The sequence below is a fragment of the Allochromatium humboldtianum genome (genome assembly GCF_013385175.1).
In the GTDB taxonomy this organism is placed as follows: domain Bacteria; phylum Pseudomonadota; class Gammaproteobacteria; order Chromatiales; family Chromatiaceae; genus Thermochromatium; species Thermochromatium humboldtianum.
The window spans coordinates 94,365-110,499 of the sequence record NZ_JABZEO010000005.1; the positions used below are offsets into that span (position 1 = coordinate 94,365).

12 protein-coding genes are annotated in these 16,135 nt (G+C 66.4%); 7 read left to right on the plus strand and 5 right to left on the minus strand.

Annotation, left to right across the window (positions count from 1 at the left end; all coding sequences use genetic code 11):
* The first annotated feature begins 38 nt into the window (after nt 1-38).
* Nucleotides 39-929 (plus strand): HDOD domain-containing protein, encoded by an 891-nt coding sequence (locus HW932_RS08995; RefSeq protein ID WP_176976157.1) that lies wholly within the window; start codon nt 39-41, stop codon nt 927-929.
* Between the two features lie 3 nt (nt 930-932).
* On the opposite strand, the gene feoB is transcribed toward HW932_RS08995, so the two are convergent.
* Together feoB and HW932_RS09005 are read right to left on the minus strand one after the other, a co-directional pair.
* Complete coding sequence (gene feoB, locus HW932_RS09000; protein WP_176976158.1) at nt 933-3,278, minus strand: Fe(2+) transporter permease subunit FeoB; 2,346 nt, start codon at nt 3,276-3,278, stop codon at nt 933-935.
* Nucleotides 3,275-3,565 (minus strand): FeoA family protein, encoded by a 291-nt coding sequence (locus HW932_RS09005; RefSeq protein WP_176976159.1) that lies wholly within the window; start codon nt 3,563-3,565, stop codon nt 3,275-3,277. The genes feoB and HW932_RS09005 overlap by 4 nt, the downstream gene beginning before the upstream one ends.
* 188 nt (nt 3,566-3,753) lie before the next feature.
* Here HW932_RS09005 and HW932_RS09010 point away from each other — a divergent pair, with 188 nt between their 5' ends.
* Complete coding sequence (locus HW932_RS09010; protein WP_176976160.1) at nt 3,754-5,067, plus strand: APC family permease; 1,314 nt, start codon at nt 3,754-3,756, stop codon at nt 5,065-5,067.
* Here the strand turns inward: HW932_RS09010 and HW932_RS09015 are convergent.
* The 3 genes from HW932_RS09015 to HW932_RS09025 all read right to left on the minus strand — a co-directional run bounded on the left by HW932_RS09015 (nt 5,060) and on the right by HW932_RS09025 (nt 9,956).
* Complete coding sequence (locus HW932_RS09015) at nt 5,060-5,698, minus strand: SPOR domain-containing protein (protein WP_176976161.1); 639 nt, start codon at nt 5,696-5,698, stop codon at nt 5,060-5,062. The genes HW932_RS09010 and HW932_RS09015 overlap by 8 nt on opposite strands.
* Before the next feature lies 1 nt (nt 5,699).
* Nucleotides 5,700-7,481, minus strand: coding sequence for an arginine--tRNA ligase (argS, locus tag HW932_RS09020; protein WP_176976162.1), 1,782 nt, complete (start codon nt 7,479-7,481; stop codon nt 5,700-5,702).
* Between the two features lie 234 nt (nt 7,482-7,715).
* Nucleotides 7,716-9,956 carry a primosomal protein N' gene (locus HW932_RS09025; protein WP_343047101.1) on the minus strand — a complete coding sequence of 747 codons (2,241 nt, stop codon included), beginning with the start codon at nt 9,954-9,956 and terminating at the stop codon, nt 7,716-7,718.
* A 169-nt stretch (nt 9,957-10,125) separates the two neighbouring features.
* Between HW932_RS09025 and HW932_RS09030 the strand changes: the two genes are divergently transcribed.
* The 5 genes from HW932_RS09030 (at nt 10,126) to amt (ending at nt 16,132) form a co-directional block, all read left to right on the plus strand.
* Nucleotides 10,126-10,731 (plus strand): HNH endonuclease, encoded by a 606-nt coding sequence (locus HW932_RS09030; RefSeq protein ID WP_176976163.1) that lies wholly within the window; start codon nt 10,126-10,128, stop codon nt 10,729-10,731.
* Complete coding sequence (locus tag HW932_RS09035; RefSeq protein WP_176976164.1) at nt 10,728-11,603, plus strand: fructosamine kinase family protein; 876 nt, start codon at nt 10,728-10,730, stop codon at nt 11,601-11,603. Before HW932_RS09030 ends, HW932_RS09035 begins: the two co-directional genes overlap by 4 nt.
* A gap of 131 nt (nt 11,604-11,734) precedes the next feature.
* On the plus strand, nt 11,735-12,238 hold the full coding sequence (locus tag HW932_RS09040) for a SixA phosphatase family protein (protein WP_176976165.1): 504 nt from the start codon (nt 11,735-11,737) through the stop codon (nt 12,236-12,238).
* A gap of 60 nt (nt 12,239-12,298) precedes the next feature.
* Entirely contained in the window at nt 12,299-12,871 is a 573-nt protein-coding gene (locus tag HW932_RS09045) for an NnrU family protein (protein ID WP_176976166.1), read from the plus strand.
* A 168-nt stretch (nt 12,872-13,039) separates the two neighbouring features.
* Nucleotides 13,040-16,132 carry an ammonium transporter gene (gene amt / locus HW932_RS09050; RefSeq protein WP_176976167.1) on the plus strand — a complete coding sequence of 1,031 codons (3,093 nt, stop codon included), beginning with the start codon at nt 13,040-13,042 and terminating at the stop codon, nt 16,130-16,132.
* Nucleotides 16,133-16,135: the final 3 nt, after the last annotated feature.

Sequence of the window (16,135 nt, forward strand, 5' to 3'; positions counted from 1 at the left end):
CCGGCCGGCCATCACCCACGACTTGCGAGACATCCGGCGTGCCTGCCCCATCCACCGACACCCCCAAGCCCAGCCAATCCAAGTCGATCAAGGAATTGATCGAAGAGCAGTTCGTCTCCGGCGGTCTCAAGTTGCCGGTCTTCAATCCGGTCGCGCTCGAATTGCGCCAGGCGTTGCAGGCCGAGAGCACGATGTCCATGAAGGACATCGCCGATCTGATCATGAAGGACCAGTCGCTCGCGAGCCACCTGCTGCGGCTGGCCAATTCCTCGTTCTACGGCGGCCTGAAACGGGTCGACACCGTCAGCGCGGCGCTCGTGCGCCTGGGGATGGAGCGCGTGGTCAATCTGGCGATGGTGACATCGCAACTGCTGGCCCATACCAGCAAGGTCGACTCGATCGCCCCCTACATGACGGCGCTCTGGAGTCGCTCCTTCGTCTGCGCCAACGGCGGACGCTGGCTGGCCCAGGAGACCGGTTACGACGATCGTGCCGAAGAGGCGTTCCTGGCCGGCCTGCTGCACGATATCGGCGAACTCTCGCTGCTCAAGATGCTCGAGAAGCTGAGCAAGGATCAGAGCCTCTCCCTGGCGCTCACCGACTCCCTGTTGAACGAGATCCTGGACAGCCTGCACACCGACATCGGCTATCGGCTGATGACCAAGTGGCAACTGCCGGAGGTCTATGCCCGGATCGCCCGTGATCACCATGCCGAACGCTTCGACGAGGGCGACCCGCTCCTGATCATCATCCGCCTGATGGATGTCCTCTGTCGCAAGCTCGGCGTGGGTCAGGCGGCCGATCCCGAGATCGAACTCGCGGCCATGCCCGAGGCCCAGATCCTGGGCCTCAAGGACATCAAGCTGGCCGAACTGGAGGTCTTGATGGAGGACGTGATGGCCGAGAGCAACGCGCTGCTGTCGGCCTAGACGTCAGGGCGCGCGCGCCGCCCACAGCCGCAGACCGATCAGCACCGCAGCGAAGAGTCCCAGCCCGCCGCCGATCCAGAGTCCGGCCGTGAGCGGGTCGCGCTCGAAGGTGGCGGTCTGATAGAAGACGGTCGCGGTCAGGAAGGCGATGCCCGTGGTCCAGAATCCGACGAAGGTCGCCCAGGCCGCGCCCGACTCGCGCACGATGGCCCCGATGGTGGCCACACAGGGGAAATAGAGCAGCACGAACAGCAGATAGGCAAACGCCCCGGCCTGACCGTCGAAGCGCTCGGCCATGGCGCCGAAGGTGCCGGTCTGGACACCCTGCTCGACGGCGGCCGTCTCGCGGTCGCTCGCCTCGCCGATGTCGAGCCCGAGCGGATCGAGCAGACGCTCGCCGAGATGTCCGAGATTATCGCCGATCGAGCTGGCCGCCGCGCCCAGCGCACTCCATAGATCGAAGGGTTCGGGTTCCTCGATCGGATGCGACTCGGCGGCCAGCCGACCATAGAGCGAATCGAGCGTGCCGACGATCACTTCCTTGGCCAGCACGCCCGAGAAGATACCGAGCACCGCCGGCCAGTTGTCCTCGCGAATCCCCATGGGCGCAAACAGCGGCGTGGCGGTACGGCTGACCTCGGCCAGGATCGAGTGCTCGCTGTCCTGGTTGCCCAGACTCCAGTCACTGCCGATGGTCGCCAGCAGATTGAGCGCCAGCACCATGAGCACGATGATCTTGCCCGCTTCGCGCAGAAAGAGTTTCACCCGGTCCCAGGTGCGCAGCATCACGCCCTTGACGGTCGGCAGATGATAGGGCGGCAGTTCCATCAGCAGCCCCGAGCTGTCGCCCTTGAGCAGCGTATGCTTCATCGCCAGACCCGAGAGAATGGCCACCGCGATCCCGGTCAGATAGAGCACGAACACCAGATTCTGTCCCGAGTGCGGAAAGAAAGCGGCAGCGAACAGCGCATAGACCGGCAGCCGCGCCCCGCAGGACATGAAGGGATTCATCAGAATCGTCAGCTTACGCTCGCGTTCACTCTCCAGGGTGCGCGTGGCCATCACCGCCGGCACATTGCAGCCGAAGCCGACGATCAGCGGCACGAACGCCTTGCCCGGCAGCCCGATCGAGCGCATGAAGCGGTCCATGACGAAGGCCGCGCGCGCCATGTAGCCCGAATCCTCCAGGATCGAGAGCACGATATAGAGACTGGCGATGACGGGGATGAAGGTGCCGACCACCTGGAGACCGCCGCCGATGCCCGTGGCCAGCACCAGGGTCAGCCAGTCGGGCGCGCCGACCCGGCCCAGCAACTCGCCGAGCCCGTCGACGAACAGCGCCTGCCCGACCTGATCGAAGAAGTCGATGAAGGCCCCGCCGATGTTCATGGTGAACATGAACATCAGATAGATCATCAGCAGAAACAGCGGGATGCCGAACACCCGGCTGAGCACCACCTGATCGATGCGATCCGAGACCGTGCGCTCGACACGCCGCTCCTCGCGCACCACACGCCGGGCGAGTGCATGGGCATGGCCGAAGCGGGTGTCGGCGATGTGCAGGTCGGCATCCTCGCCCGTGCGCTCGGCGATCTGCTGGCGCAGTGACTCGGCGAGCTTCAGCGTCTCGAGACCGACGGCGTGCTCGGCGATGGGGTCGGACTCCAGCAGCTTGAGCGCCAGCCAGCGGGCGTTGGCGTGTCCGGCGTCGGTGTCGCCGTCCCCCGCGCCTTCGAGCCGGGGCAGCAGCTCCAGCACCGCAGCCTCGACGCATTCACCATGCGTGAGCGCCATGCCGGCCGGCTCGCGTCCCTCGGCCACGGCCAGCAGCCGTGCCTGCAACTCGGTCAGACCCTCCTTGCTGACCGCCACCAGCGGCACCACCGGACAGCCGAGCGCCTCGGCCAGCGCCTCGGTATCGATCCGGATGCCGCGTTTGCGTGCGATGTCCATCATGTTGAGCGCGATCAGGACGGGCACGCCCATCTCCAGCAACTGCACGGTCAGATAGAGATGACGCTCCAGGTTGCCGGCGTCGAGCACGTTGACGATGAGATCGGCCTCGCGCCCGAGCAGATAGTCGCGCGTGACCATCTCGTCGAGCGAGCTGGCGTCGAGCGAATAGATGCCGGGCAGGTCGATCACACGCACCCGGCGTCCGTCCAGCTCCAGCGAGCCTTCCTTGCGCTCCACCGTCACGCCCGGCCAGTTGCCCGTGGTCTGACGGATGCCGGTCAGCGCATTGAAGAGCGCCGACTTGCCGCAGTTGGGATTGCCGGCCAGGGCGAGCGTCAGTGGCGGGCGCAGCTTGACGACGTTGGCGGCGGTGTCGCGATCGGTTCCGTTCATGCCGCCTCGTCTCCAGATTCGGCTTGCATCGCGAGTGCGGCCTGATCGCTCTCCGGCCTCACCCAGAGTTTCTCGGCGATCCCGGTGCCGATGGCGATCCGCAGCTCGCCGCTGGCCAGCACCAGCCCCTTGCCGCGCCGCTGGACGATGCACAGCGGACTGCCCTGGCGTAGCCCCAGCGCCAGCAGACGGCGCGTGAGCTGGCGTCCACCCCGGATCTCGGCGAGTCGCGCGGGGATAGCGTCTGGAAGATCGGTGAGACGAAGCGGATCTGAGTTCTGGGACATGGGTCGGTACGGCTCGGAGCGATCGGTCACGGCGTTGAATGAGAAACTGAAGCATAACCCGAAGCCAATGGATTGCGCAGACTTGGTGAACCGAGCACCGAGCGCGTTGGTGAAATCCTTTGCATCGTGCGTACCTTTACGGTTCAAATCGTCGCCCCCTGAATCCATCCATCGTCGACGCGCCTCCCATGTCAAACGATCCCAGCCAGCATGTCGGACTGCAAACCGCGATCCTGCTCGTGATCGCCACCATGATCGGCACCGGGGTGTTCACGACCACGGGCTTTCTGCTGCGTGATCTGGGGTCGCAGCCGGCGGTGCTGATGGCCTGGCTGCTCGGCGGGCTGGCGGCGGCCTGCGGCTCGCTGGCCTATGCCGAGCTGGTCGCGGCCCTGCCGCACAATGGCGGGGAATATCGGCTGCTCGGGCGCATCTATCATCCGGCGCTGGGCTTCATCGCCGGATTCGTGTCGCTGGTGGTGGGCTTTGCCGCGCCGATCGCCGCGAGCGCGATCGCGTTCGGCGAATATCTCAATCTGGCGCTCGGCTCCGATCGCCTTCCGCCGCTCGCCTCCGGACTGGTACTGGTGGTCGGCGCCTCGATCCTGCACTCGGTCCGGCTCTCGGCCGGCAGTCGCGTCCAGGATCTGTTCACATGGCTCAAGCTGCTGCTGATCCTGCTGTTCATCCTGGGCGGCCTGTTCGCCATCCTGCCCGAACGGCTCGCCGGGCAGGATGGCCCGCCCATGCTGGAGGCCGTGCTGTCGCCGGCCTTCGCCGTCGGCCTGATCTATATCTCCTATGCCTACACCGGCTGGAACGCGGCCGCCTATGTCGCCGGCGAGGTGCGCGATCCGGGGCGCCGGCTGCCGATCGCGCTGGTGGTGGGGGCGCTGACGGTCACGCTGCTCTATCTGGGCGTGAACGCGGTCTTCCTGGGCGCCGCACCGCCCGAGGAACTGGCGGCGGCCAACGAGCGGGTCGGCCATGTGGCCGCCAGCCATGTCTTCGGCGAGTCGGGTGGGCGTCTGCTGAGCGGGCTGATCGCCCTGGGTCTGGTCTCGACCGTGGGAGCCCTGGTCATGACCGGACCGCGTATCTATGAAGCCATGGGGCGCGACTATCGGGCCATGGCCTGGCTCGCGCGCCGTGTCGATGGGGGCGGACCGCTGCTCGCGATCTGGCTCCAGTCCGCGCTGGCGATCCTGATGCTGGTAACAGCGAGTTTCGAGGCCCTGATCAGCTATGCCGGCTTCACGCTCTCGGTGTTCGCGGGACTCACGGTCGCGGGCGTCTTCGTGCTGCGGGCGCGCGAGCCGGATCTGATCCGACCCTATCGGACCTGGGGCCATCCCTTCACGACCCTGGGTTTTCTGACGCTCATGGGCTGGATGGTGCTGCACGCCATCCAGGAGCGCCCGCTGGTGGTCGCCGTCGGCGCCGCGACCGTCGGAGTCGGCTGGCTGGCCTATCGTCTGGCGCGGCGCTCGAACCTCACTTGATCGGGATCGTCATGCCGTCCTGACCATGGCGCTTGAGCAGGGCACGCACCTGCTCGGCCTCCGAGCGGTTGGCATAGCCGCCGGTTCGCACCCGATAGGCCGTCTTGCCGTTCGGCAGGGTGGCGGTCTGGATGCTGGTCGACAGACCGAGTTGAGCGAGTCGCTCACTGAGCCGCTCGGCGTCCGCCGGACGGCTGAAGGAGGCGACCTGCACCACATAGGTTCCACTGGTCGGCTCAGCCGGCGGCGGGAGCTGGGACGGCGCCGATGGCTCGGGCGCCGGAGCCGGTTCGGACACGGCCTCGATGTCGACCTGCGGCGGTTGCGCCTGTGGCTGTGGTCGCGGCGCCGGTGGAGGTAAAGGTGGTCCCTTGCCGATTTCGACCTCGGTCTCGCTCAGGATCTTCTCGTAGGTGAAGGTCGGCTTGGGCACGGATTGACCGGCCAGCGTCGCACCAAGCGTGTCCTCAGGCGATTCACCCCTGGGCGCTAGGACGTTGGAGCCGACCACACCCAGCGCCACGCCGCCGACCATCCAGCCGATACAGGAACGGCTGGGCTTGCGCCGGATGGGTGGCGTCGAGGGCGGGGAGGGCGGCGCGGGCTTGCCGCGATAATAGTCCTTGGCCATCTCACATGGTCTCCGGCGCCGAAACGCCGATCAGCCCCAGCCCGTTGCGCAGCACCTGGCGCGTGGCCAGGATCAGCTTGATCCGGGCGTCGCGCAGATCGGCGTCATCGACCAGGAAGGGATGGGCGTTGTAGTAGGTGTGCAGATCATTGGCCAGCTCGCGCAGATAGTGCGTGATCTGGTGCGGCTCGGCCTTGAGCGCGGCCTGCTCGACGGTCTCTGGATAGCGGCCGAGGGTGCGCAGCAGCGCCTGCTCGTGGGCCTCGGTGAGGCGTTCCAGGTTGTGCGTGCCCGCGCTCGGCTCGACCGTCAGTCCGCGTTCGGCCGCCTGACGCAGCACGGCACAGATGCGCGCATGGGCGTACTGCACATAGTAGACCGGGTTGTCGGAGGACTCGGACTTGGCCAGATCCAGGTCGAAGTCCATGTGCTGCTCACAGCGGCGCATGACATAGAAGAAGCGCGCCGCGTCGCGTCCGACTTCCTGGCGCAGCTCGCGCAGGGTGACGAACTCGCCGGAGCGGGTCGACATCTGCGCCTTCTCGCCGCCGCGATAGAGGATGGCGAACTGCACCAGCAGCACGTCGAGCTTGTCGGCGTCGTCCCCGAGCGCCTGGAGCGCGGCCTTGACGCGCGGGATGTAGCCGTGATGGTCGGCGCCCCAGATGTCGATCACCCGGTCGAAGCCGCGTTCGAGCTTGTCCATGTGATAGGCGATGTCGGAGGCGAAATAGGTGCTCTGGCCGTTCTCGCGCACCACCACCCGATCCTTCTCGTCGCCGAAGGCGGTCGAGCGGAACCAGAGTGCGCCGTTCTGCTCGTAGACGTGACCGGACTCGCGCAACCGCTCGATGGCGCGATTGACCGCGCCGCTCTCGGTCAGTGAGCGCTCCGAGTACCACTCCTGATAGGTCACGCCGAACTGGGCCAGATCCTCGCGGATGTCGTCTAGGATGGTGTTCAGACCCAGCTCGAAGACATAGCGATAGCGGTTGTCGCCCAAGAGCCGCTTGGCCGCCGCGATCAGACCGTCGATGTGGGCCTCCTTGTCGCCCGGCTGATCCTGCGGCTCGCCCTCGACCGGGGCGTCGGCGGGAAGCCCCGCGAACACCTGCTCGGCCTCGACCCGGTAGGCATCGCCGTGCTCGCGGTGCAGTGTCGCGGCGATGTCCCACACATAGTCGCCCTTGTAGCCGTTGCTCGGGAACCGCAGTTGCTCGCCGCACAGCTCCAGATAGCGCAGCCAGACCGAGGTGCCCAGGATGTCCATCTGGCGTCCGGCGTCGTTGACGTAGTACTCGCGGTGCACGTCGAAGCCGACCGCTTCGAGCAGATCGGCGACCACGGCGCCATAGGCGGCTCCGCGGCCGTGTCCGACATGCAGGGGGCCGGTCGGATTGGCTGAGACGAACTCGACCTGCACCCGCTGACCGGCGCCGATATGGCTACGGCCATAGTCGGGACCGGCGTTGAGGATGCGCGGCACCAGGGTGCGATAGGCATCCTCGGCGAGGAAGAAGTTGATGAATCCGGGACCGGCGATCTCCACCCGCGCCACCAGCGGCGAGGCCGGCAGGGCGTCGACCAGTTGCTGGGCCAGATCACGCGGCTTGGCACGCGCGGGCTTGGCCAGCAGCATGGCCAGGTTGGAGGCGAAATCGCCGTGTGTGCTGTCCTTGGTGCGTTCGACCTGAATCTCGGGACGCTCGGTGAGTGTGAGCCGGCCCGCGGCGGTCAGGGTGTCGAGTGCGGCGGACAGGATGGCTTTGATGTCTGGCTTCATTGCGAATAAAGGCTCGACCGCTTCGCGCCGGGACGGGGACGCCTGAGGCCGGTTGTCGGCCACGAGCCGGTGCGTCGGGCAAAGCGATCTGCTGGAGTGAATGACATGATCGGCGGCTGGACCGGGGAAGCAACGGATGGGCTGATGCGAAGCGTCGCGGCGACGTCCAGCAACGATTCTCCCTTGGGTCCGATCCGAAGCGCTAAGCATACCTGAATCGGCGTCGCAAATGGTTTACAGCAGATCGCGCGGATCGACGTCGAGCGACCAGCGCAACCCCTTGCGTCTGGGCAGGGTGCGGACGTCGTTCACCCAGCGGGTGAGGAAGCGTTGCAGACGCGGACGCTCGGCACACTGGATCAGGAGTTGCGCGCGATGGCGTCCGGCGCGGCGTTCCATCGGCGCCGGGATCGGCCCCAGCAGCAGGATCGCGCCCGAGTCGTCATCGAGCCGTTCGCCGAGTTCGCGCACCTGACGCAGAAAGGCCAGCGCGTCCTCGGGATCGGGCGCTTCGGCCCGTGCGAGCGCCAGATGACTGTAGGGCGGCAGCTCGGCCTCGGCGCGCTCGCGCAGCGCCGCCTCCGCGAAGCCTGAATAGCCCTCGCGCAGCAGCGATTGCAGCAACGGATGCTCGGGATGACGAGTCTGGAGCACTACCCGTCCCGGACGCTCGGCGCGTCCGGCGCGTCCGGCCACCTGCACGATGAGCTGGGCGGTGCGCTCGGCGGCACGGAAATCACTGGCATAGAGCGACTGGTCGAGTTCCAGGATGCCGACCAGGGTCACGCCCGGAAAATCGTGTCCCTTGGCCAGCATCTGGGTGCCGAGCAGGATCTGGGTCTCGCCGCTGTGAACGGCGTCCAGCACGCGCCCGAGTTCGCCCCGGCGGCGCGTGCTGTCGCGATCGAGCCGGGCGATCCGCGTCTCGGGGAAGAGTTCGACCAGTTCCTCTTCCAGCCGCTCGGTGCCGCGTCCGAGCATCCGCAGCTCCAGGCTCCGGCACTTGGGACACTGGCCCGGCTGGAGACAGGACCAGCCGCAGTGATGGCACCACAGCCGCCGCTCGCTCAGATGCAGTGTCAGACGCGCGTCGCAGTGCGGACACTCGCCGACCCAGCCGCAGGCGTGACAGGTGAGCACGGGCGCATAGCCGCGCCGGTTGAGAAAGAGCAGGATTTGATTGCCCGCCGTCAGTTCGGCCTGCATGTGCTCGCGCAGCACGGGTGAAAGTCCGGCGCGCAATGGCTGATTGCGGATGTCGAGGATCGAGATCGTCGGCGGTCGCGCCCCGCCGGCGCGCTCGGTCAGACGCAGCCAGCGGTAGCGTCCGAGTTGGGCGTTGCGCAGGGTCTCCAGCGAGGGCGTGGCTGAACCCAGCACCACCGGACAGCCGGCGAGCTGGGCGCGGCGCACCGCCAGATCGCGTCCCGAGTAGCGCAGTCCGTCCTGCTGCTTGAGCGAGTCGTCGTGCTCCTCGTCGACCACGATCAGTCCCAGACGCGGAATCGGCGCCAGTACGGCCGAGCGCGTGCCGAGGATGAGATTGGCTTCGCCGCGCGCCGCGCGCAGCCAGTTGCGCTCGCGCTCGCTGGCCTTGAGCGCCGAATGCAGCACGGCGATGGGGCCGGGCAGCCGGGTGCGGAAGCGTTCGCGCAACTGGGGCGTCAGGCCGATCTCGGGAACCACCACCAGAGCCTGCCGACCCTGGGCGATGACGGACTCGATCAGGCGAATGTACACCTCGGTCTTGCCGCTGCCGGTCACGCCGTCGAGCAGAAAGGCGCCAAAGGCGCCGAAAACAGCTCGAACGGCCTCGACAGCCACCTCCTGCTCGGCATGGAGTTCAGGGCCGGTGAGCGGCGGTTTCTCCGCAGCCTGATCAGTGGTGCGTGCGAGTTGGATGTCGGCGACCCATCCTTTGGAGCGGAGCGCGCAGATCGCGCCCTTGCTGTCGCCGAGTCGTGCCGCCAGTTCACCGAGCGTCAGTCCTTCAGGTTCGGAACGCAGAGCGTCGAGGAGCGCGCGTTGCTTGGGTGCACGGCTGAGCATCTCCAGATCCAGCGTCCGGCCGGATTCGGTCGCCTGGAGTCCGGGCGTCGTCTCCAGCGGCAGCGGCTCGGGATCACGCAGACGCGCCGGGATCGCCGCAAACAGCGCCTCGCCGATCGGTTGCTGATAGTAGGCTGCCGCCCAGGCCAGCAGTTTCAGATCCGGCTCGTCGAGCAGCGGCTCGGGGTCCAGCACGCGCTCGACCCGCCTGAGCTTGTCGACCGGATGCGTGCTCCGATCGACGACCGCCATCAGGATTCCGACCCGGGAGCCGCGCCCGAACGGAACCAGCAGGCGCATCCCCGGACGCAGCCGAGCGAGCGGCGGATCGATCGGCGGCAGATAGTCGAAGGTGTCGGCCAGCGGCGCCTCGACTGCGATACGCAAGACGGCTTCAGCGGCGGTGTCTGGCTGTGGAGCGTTCACGATGGGCGTGGAACCGTCTGTTTCGGGGTTGTCGTGGCCAGGGTGTCATGGGAGCGACCGGACAGGCGTCGGCCACCCAACAGGATGAAAACCATGCAGTGAAACACGGTTGCGCGACCGAAGCGAGCGTGTATGATGACTCGAACATTCCGAGCCGTATCCAGCCACTATGTCTTCACTGACTCAACAGGTACTGCGAACGGATCTGGCGGGCATGCCGCTGGAGTGGGTCGACTATCGCGACGCCGCACGACTCCATGTCCTTGGCTTGGTCGCCTATTCCTGCGGCGATCCGCTCTTCCTGCTGCATGGCGGCATCAACGCCGGCACGGGCCGCCAGAGCCAGCTTCGGATCCACTCGATCATCGCCACCCATGGTCTGCATCACGCACTCGACCAGCCGCGCGACGGTTATTCACCCCCGCTCTCCAACCGCACGCTCTTCCAGCGCGACGACCATATGTGTCTCTACTGCGGTCAGCGCTTCCCGGCACGCCAGCTCTCGCGCGACCATGTGCGCCCCACCAGCCGGGGCGGGCAGGACGTCTGGAGCAACGTCGTCACCGCCTGCGTGCGCTGCAACAACCACAAGGCCGGGCGCACGCCCGAGGATGCGGGGATGGAACTGCTCGCCGTCCCCTTCACCCCGACCCATGCCGAATATGTCTATCTGATGGGACGCCACGTCCTGGCCGACCAGATGCATTTTCTGCGCGCACACTTCCCGCGTTCCAGTCCCCTGCATCGGCGTCTCGGGCGCGGAAGCGCCGCATGACGCGCTGGGATCTGATTGCCGAGCACATCGGCGCGGCCACGGGCGAGTCCTTCCAGGTCCGACGCCAGCGTCCGGTCGGCGGCGGCTGTATCAACCGCGCCGCCGTCGTCGAAGACGGGGGACGCGCCTTCTTCGTCAAGCTCAACGCACCCGAACGGCTCGACATGTTCGAGGCCGAGTCCGAGGGACTGGCGGCACTCGCCGCCGCGCGGGCCATCCGGGTGCCAGAGCCGGTCTGTGTCGGCCTTGCCGGCGACGAGAGCTTTCTGGTGATGGAGCGGCTGGATCTGGGCGGACAGCTCGACGGCGAGCGCGCCGGACACCAGCTGGCCGCGCTGCACCGCGTCACCGCCGAGCGCTTCGGCTGGCATCGCGACAACACCATCGGCTCCACCCCACAGCTCAACGCGCCCCACCCTGACTGGGTCGCCTTCTGGCGTGAACGTCGACTCGGCCCGCAGCTCGCGCTCGCCGCCGCCAACGGTCATCGCGGTCGCATTCAGTCCGACGGCGAGCGACTGCTGTCCAGACTCGACGCCCTCATCGGCCATGCGCCGCCCCCATCGCTCCTGCATGGCGATCTCTGGGGCGGCAACATCGGCGCCACACCCGAAGGCGAGCCGGTCATCTTCGATCCGGCCGTCTATCATGGCGACCGCGAGGCCGATCTGGCCATGACCGAACTCTTCGGCGGCTTCGACGCGCGCTTCCAGGCCGCCTATCGCGAAGCCTGGCCGCTCGATCCCGCTTATGCCGTGCGACGGGTTCTCTACAACCTCTATCACGTGCTCAATCATCTCAACCTCTTCGGCGGCGGCTATCTCCAGCAGTCCCAATCCATGATCGAACGCCTGCTCGCCGAGACCGCTTGAGGTGACGCCAAAATTACGGATGTGTTAAAACCGTGTTCCAATCGAGTGATTTCCAATCTCGCGTTCTGACGATGATGCGAGACCCGGCGGTTTTCATACATCCCTTGAGTTACACCGATCCCTTTTTTCACATGCCACGTGAGTTGTTGTTACTGCGTCACGCCAAATCGGACTGGGACTCGGGCGCGGCGAGCGATTTCGAGCGCCCACTGGCCAAGCGCGGCAAGAACGACGCGCCCAAGGTCGGCTCCTGGCTCTATCGCGAAGGGCTGGTGCCGGACCACGTGGTCAGCTCGCCGGCCGAGCGCGCGCGCCAGACCGCGACCAAGGTCTGCAAGCGTCTGGATTTCAAGAAGAAGCGCATCGTCTGGGACGCCAAAATCTATGAGGCTGCTGTCCCCACGCTACTCGATGTGCTCGCCCGCTGTCCCGGCGAGGCTGCGACCGTGCTGCTGGTCGGGCACAATCCGGGACTGGAAGAACTGGTGCTGCATCTGGTCGGCGAAGAGGTCGAGCGGCCCGCCGACGGCAAGCTCCTGCCCACGGCCACGGTCGCGCGTCTGGAGATGCCGGACGACTGGAGCCGGCTGGCCGCCGGCAGCGCGCATCTGGTCTCGATCACCCGTCCACGTTGAAACGGCCGTCCGGGCACCTACAATCCAATCCAGGTCTTCGTTTCCACAGGGAACCATCCAATGGCTGTACTCATCCTCGGGCTCGTGCTCTTTCTCGGGATGCACTCCATCTCGATCGTCAAACCCAACCTGCGCGCCACGGTCGTCGAACGCTTCGGACTAGTGCCCTGGCAGGCCGTCTATGGTCTGATCTCGCTGATCGGCTTCGTGCTGATCCTCCAGGGCTATGGTCAGGCCCGACTGTCGCCGGTCGTGCTCTACGAGCCGCCGACCTGGCTCAGGCACATCAATCTGCTGCTGATGTTGCCGGTGTTTCCGCTGCTGTTCGCCGCCTATCTGCCGGGGCGCATCCAGAGCACCGTCAAGCATCCGATGCTGCTGGCGGTCAAGATCTGGGCCTTCGCCCATCTGCTCGCCAACGGGATGCTGGCGGATGTGCTGCTGTTCGGTTCCTTCCTCGCCTGGGCGATCGCGGACCGGATCTCGCTCAAGCACCGCACGGCGCCGCCGGTTCAGGGCGCGCCTCCCGGTCCGATCAATGACGCCATCGCCATCGTCGGCGGGCTGGGGCTCTATCTGCTGTTCATGTTCTGGCTGCATCGCGCCATGATGGGTGTGGCGCCGATCGGTTGACGGCCATGCCATGGACGGCATTGGAAGAATGAATCCCGTCCTGCCGGATAGATGCCTGAGACGCCCGGTCGAACGGATCGCATCCGTGGCGTGTCGATTTTGCATGAAGGGATGGGGCCGGAATCTGTATCCTTTCGGACAGATCATCGGCCCTGTACGCGCCCCTCCATGACTGCCACCCTCGACATCCTCTGGCTCCTCGTCTGCGCCTGCCTGGTGTTCCTGATGCAGGCCGGGTTTCTCTGTCTGGAAACCGGGCTGGTCCGCGCCAAGAACAGCATCAATGTCGCGATCAAGAACATCCTGGATCTCTGTCTCGCCGGTTTCGCCTTCTGGATGCTCGGCTATGCGCTCATGTTCGGCGAGACCTGGGGCGGTTGGATCGGCACCGACGGCTTCTTCTTCGGAACCGGACAATCGCCCTGGATGCTGAGCTTCTTCGTCTTCCAGGCGATGTTCTGCAGCACCTCGGCCACCATCGTCTCGGGGGCGGTGGCCGAGCGGATGCGTTTCCTGGCCTATGCGATCATGGCTCTGGTCATGGTGATCCTCATCTATCCCGTGACCGGTCATTGGGCCTGGGGCGGTCTGCCGCACGAGGCGCGGGACGGCTGGCTGGCGCACCTGGGATTCATCGACTTCGCCGGCTCCACCGTGGTCCATTCGGTGGGCGGCTGGGTGTCGCTGGCCGCCGTGCTGCGGCTCGGTCCGCGCCATGGCCGCTTCGACAGTGCAGGCAGGGCCATGCGGGGCGGCAACCTGCCGCTGACGACGCTCGGCGTCATGCTGCTCTGGCTGGGCTGGTTCGGCTTCAACGGCGGCAGTACCCTGGCCTTCGATGCCCAGGTGCCCATGATCCTGCTCAATACCTTTCTCGCAGGCTGCGCCGGCGGGCTCACGGCCATGGGTTACAGTTACGCGGTTCGCCGCCAGTTGATCGTGACCGAGCCACTCAACGGCATCATCGGCGGACTGGTCGGCATCACGGCCTCCTGTCACCTGCAGGAGCCGGCCTTTGCCGCTCTGATCGGAGCCGTGGCCGGACTGGTAGTCTCGCTCGGCACGGCGGCCCTGGAACGCCTGCGCATCGACGATGCCGTGGGCGCCATTCCGGCCCATCTCTTCGCCGGCATCTGGGGCACCCTGGCGGTGGCCCTCTTCGCCCCCGTGACCGACTTCGAGCTGACCGGCGGGCGTCTGGCGCAGCTCGAGATCCAGACCCTGGGCATCCTGGCCGTGGGCGCCTATGCCTTCGGGATCAGCCTGGCGGCGCTCTGGATCCTGGACCGCGTCTATCGGCTGCGGGTCGACTCGGAGTCCGAGCGGCTCGGTCTCAACGTGGCCGAGCATGGGGCCAGCACCGAGATCCTGGATCTGCTGACGGAAATGGACACCCAGCGGCGGCATGGCGACTTCTCGCAGCGCGTCTTCGCCGAACCGCATACGGAAGTCGGGCAGATCGCCCGCCAATACAATCATGTCCTGCAGCGGGTCAGCGAGGAGATCCGCAAGCGCGAGGCCATCCTGCGCGATCTGACGGCGAGCGAGACCCGCAAGAGCGCCATCCTCGACGCTGTGCTCGACTGCATCCTCACCATCGATCACGAAGGCCGCCTGATCGAGATCAACCCGGCGGCGGCCCGGACCCTGGGCTGTTCGCGTCGCTCCGTGCTGGGGCGTCCCCTCGCCGACATCCTCATCCCGGACGAAGCACGTCCGGCCTACGACGAGGCGCTCGCCCAGGGGTTCGTCACCGAAGGCCGCTTCGTGGTCAATCAGCGCTCCCATACCATTCTCAAGCGCATCAGCGGCGAGACCTTTCCGGCCGAGCTGACGATCGCGCGGGTCAAGAGCGGGGCGCATCCCGAGTTCAACTTCCATGCGCGCGATGTCACCCGCCAGCGCGAGGTGCAGCGCCGTCTGCATCAACTGGCGCACTATGACGGCTTGACTGGTCTGTCGAACCGGCAGTTCTTCCGCCAGAACCTGAGCGTTCATCTGATGGGCCCGGAGCCGGCCCGGATCGCCGTGCTGTTCCTGGATCTGGATCGCTTCAAGAGCATCAACGACACCCTGGGACACGCGGCCGGAGACCAGCTCCTGCGTACCGTGGCCGAGCGCTTGCGCTCCGTGTTGCGCGAGGAGGATCTGGTGGCGCGCTGGGGCGGCGACGAGTTCGTCGTCGCGCTGTTGGGTGTCCAGGATCGCGACGCGGTCATGCACAAGGCCGCCGACATCATCGCGCGACTGGCCGAGCCGCACCAGCTCGCGGGACGCTCGGTCCGCGCAGCGACCAGCATCGGCGCCGCGCTCTATCCGGAGGGTGGAACCAGTGCCGACCTGTTGATCCGCAATGCCGATCTGGCGCTCTACCGCGCCAAGAGCAACGGCCGCGGACAGTGTCAGCTCTTCGATCCCGTGCTGGCCTCGGAGATCTCCGAGCGACTGGAGTTCGAGAACGATCTGCGCGATGCGCTCGAGCGCGGCGAGCTGGAGCTGTTCTATCAGCCGCAGGTGGAAGTGGATTCCGACCGGCTCGTCGGACTCGAAGCGCTGTTGCGATGGCGGCATCCGGGCAAGGGGATGGTTTCGCCGGCGGTCTTCGTACCCATTTTGGAAGAGCTGGGCCTGATCGACCTCGTCGGCGAATGGGTGCTGCGAACGGCGTGCCGGCAGCATCGCGTCTGGTGCGAACACGGACTCCGGCCGCCACGGATCGCCGTCAACGTCTCCGGACGCCAGTTTCTGCGCCTGGGCTTCGCCGAGACGGTCGAGCGCATACTGAGTGAAGAACGGACGGCGGTGAACGCGGTGGAACTGGAAATCACCGAGACCGTACTGGCACATGATACGGATGTCTGTATCGCGACACTGCGCCGGCTCAAACGACTCGGCCTGGAGATCGCCCTCGACGATTTCGGCACCGGCTATTCTTCGATGAGCTATCTGAAGCGTTTCCCGGTCGATACGCTGAAGATCGATCGAGCCTTCGTCGCCGAGTGCGATGTCAATGCCGAGGACGCGGCCATCTGTACCGCGATCCTGTCACTGGCGCGCGGACTCGGACTCAAGACGCTGGCCGAAGGTGTGGAAACGCCGGGCCAGCTCGCCTTCCTGCGCCGGGAGGGGTGTCAGTTCTACCAGGGCTTTCTCTTCCACCGGCCCATGCCGGTCCAGGAGGTCGAGCGGTTGCTCGCGGCGGATGTCTCTGTGATCCCGCCTCGCCATTTCGATCCGACCGTTCCCGAAGAGACGGTCTGAAAT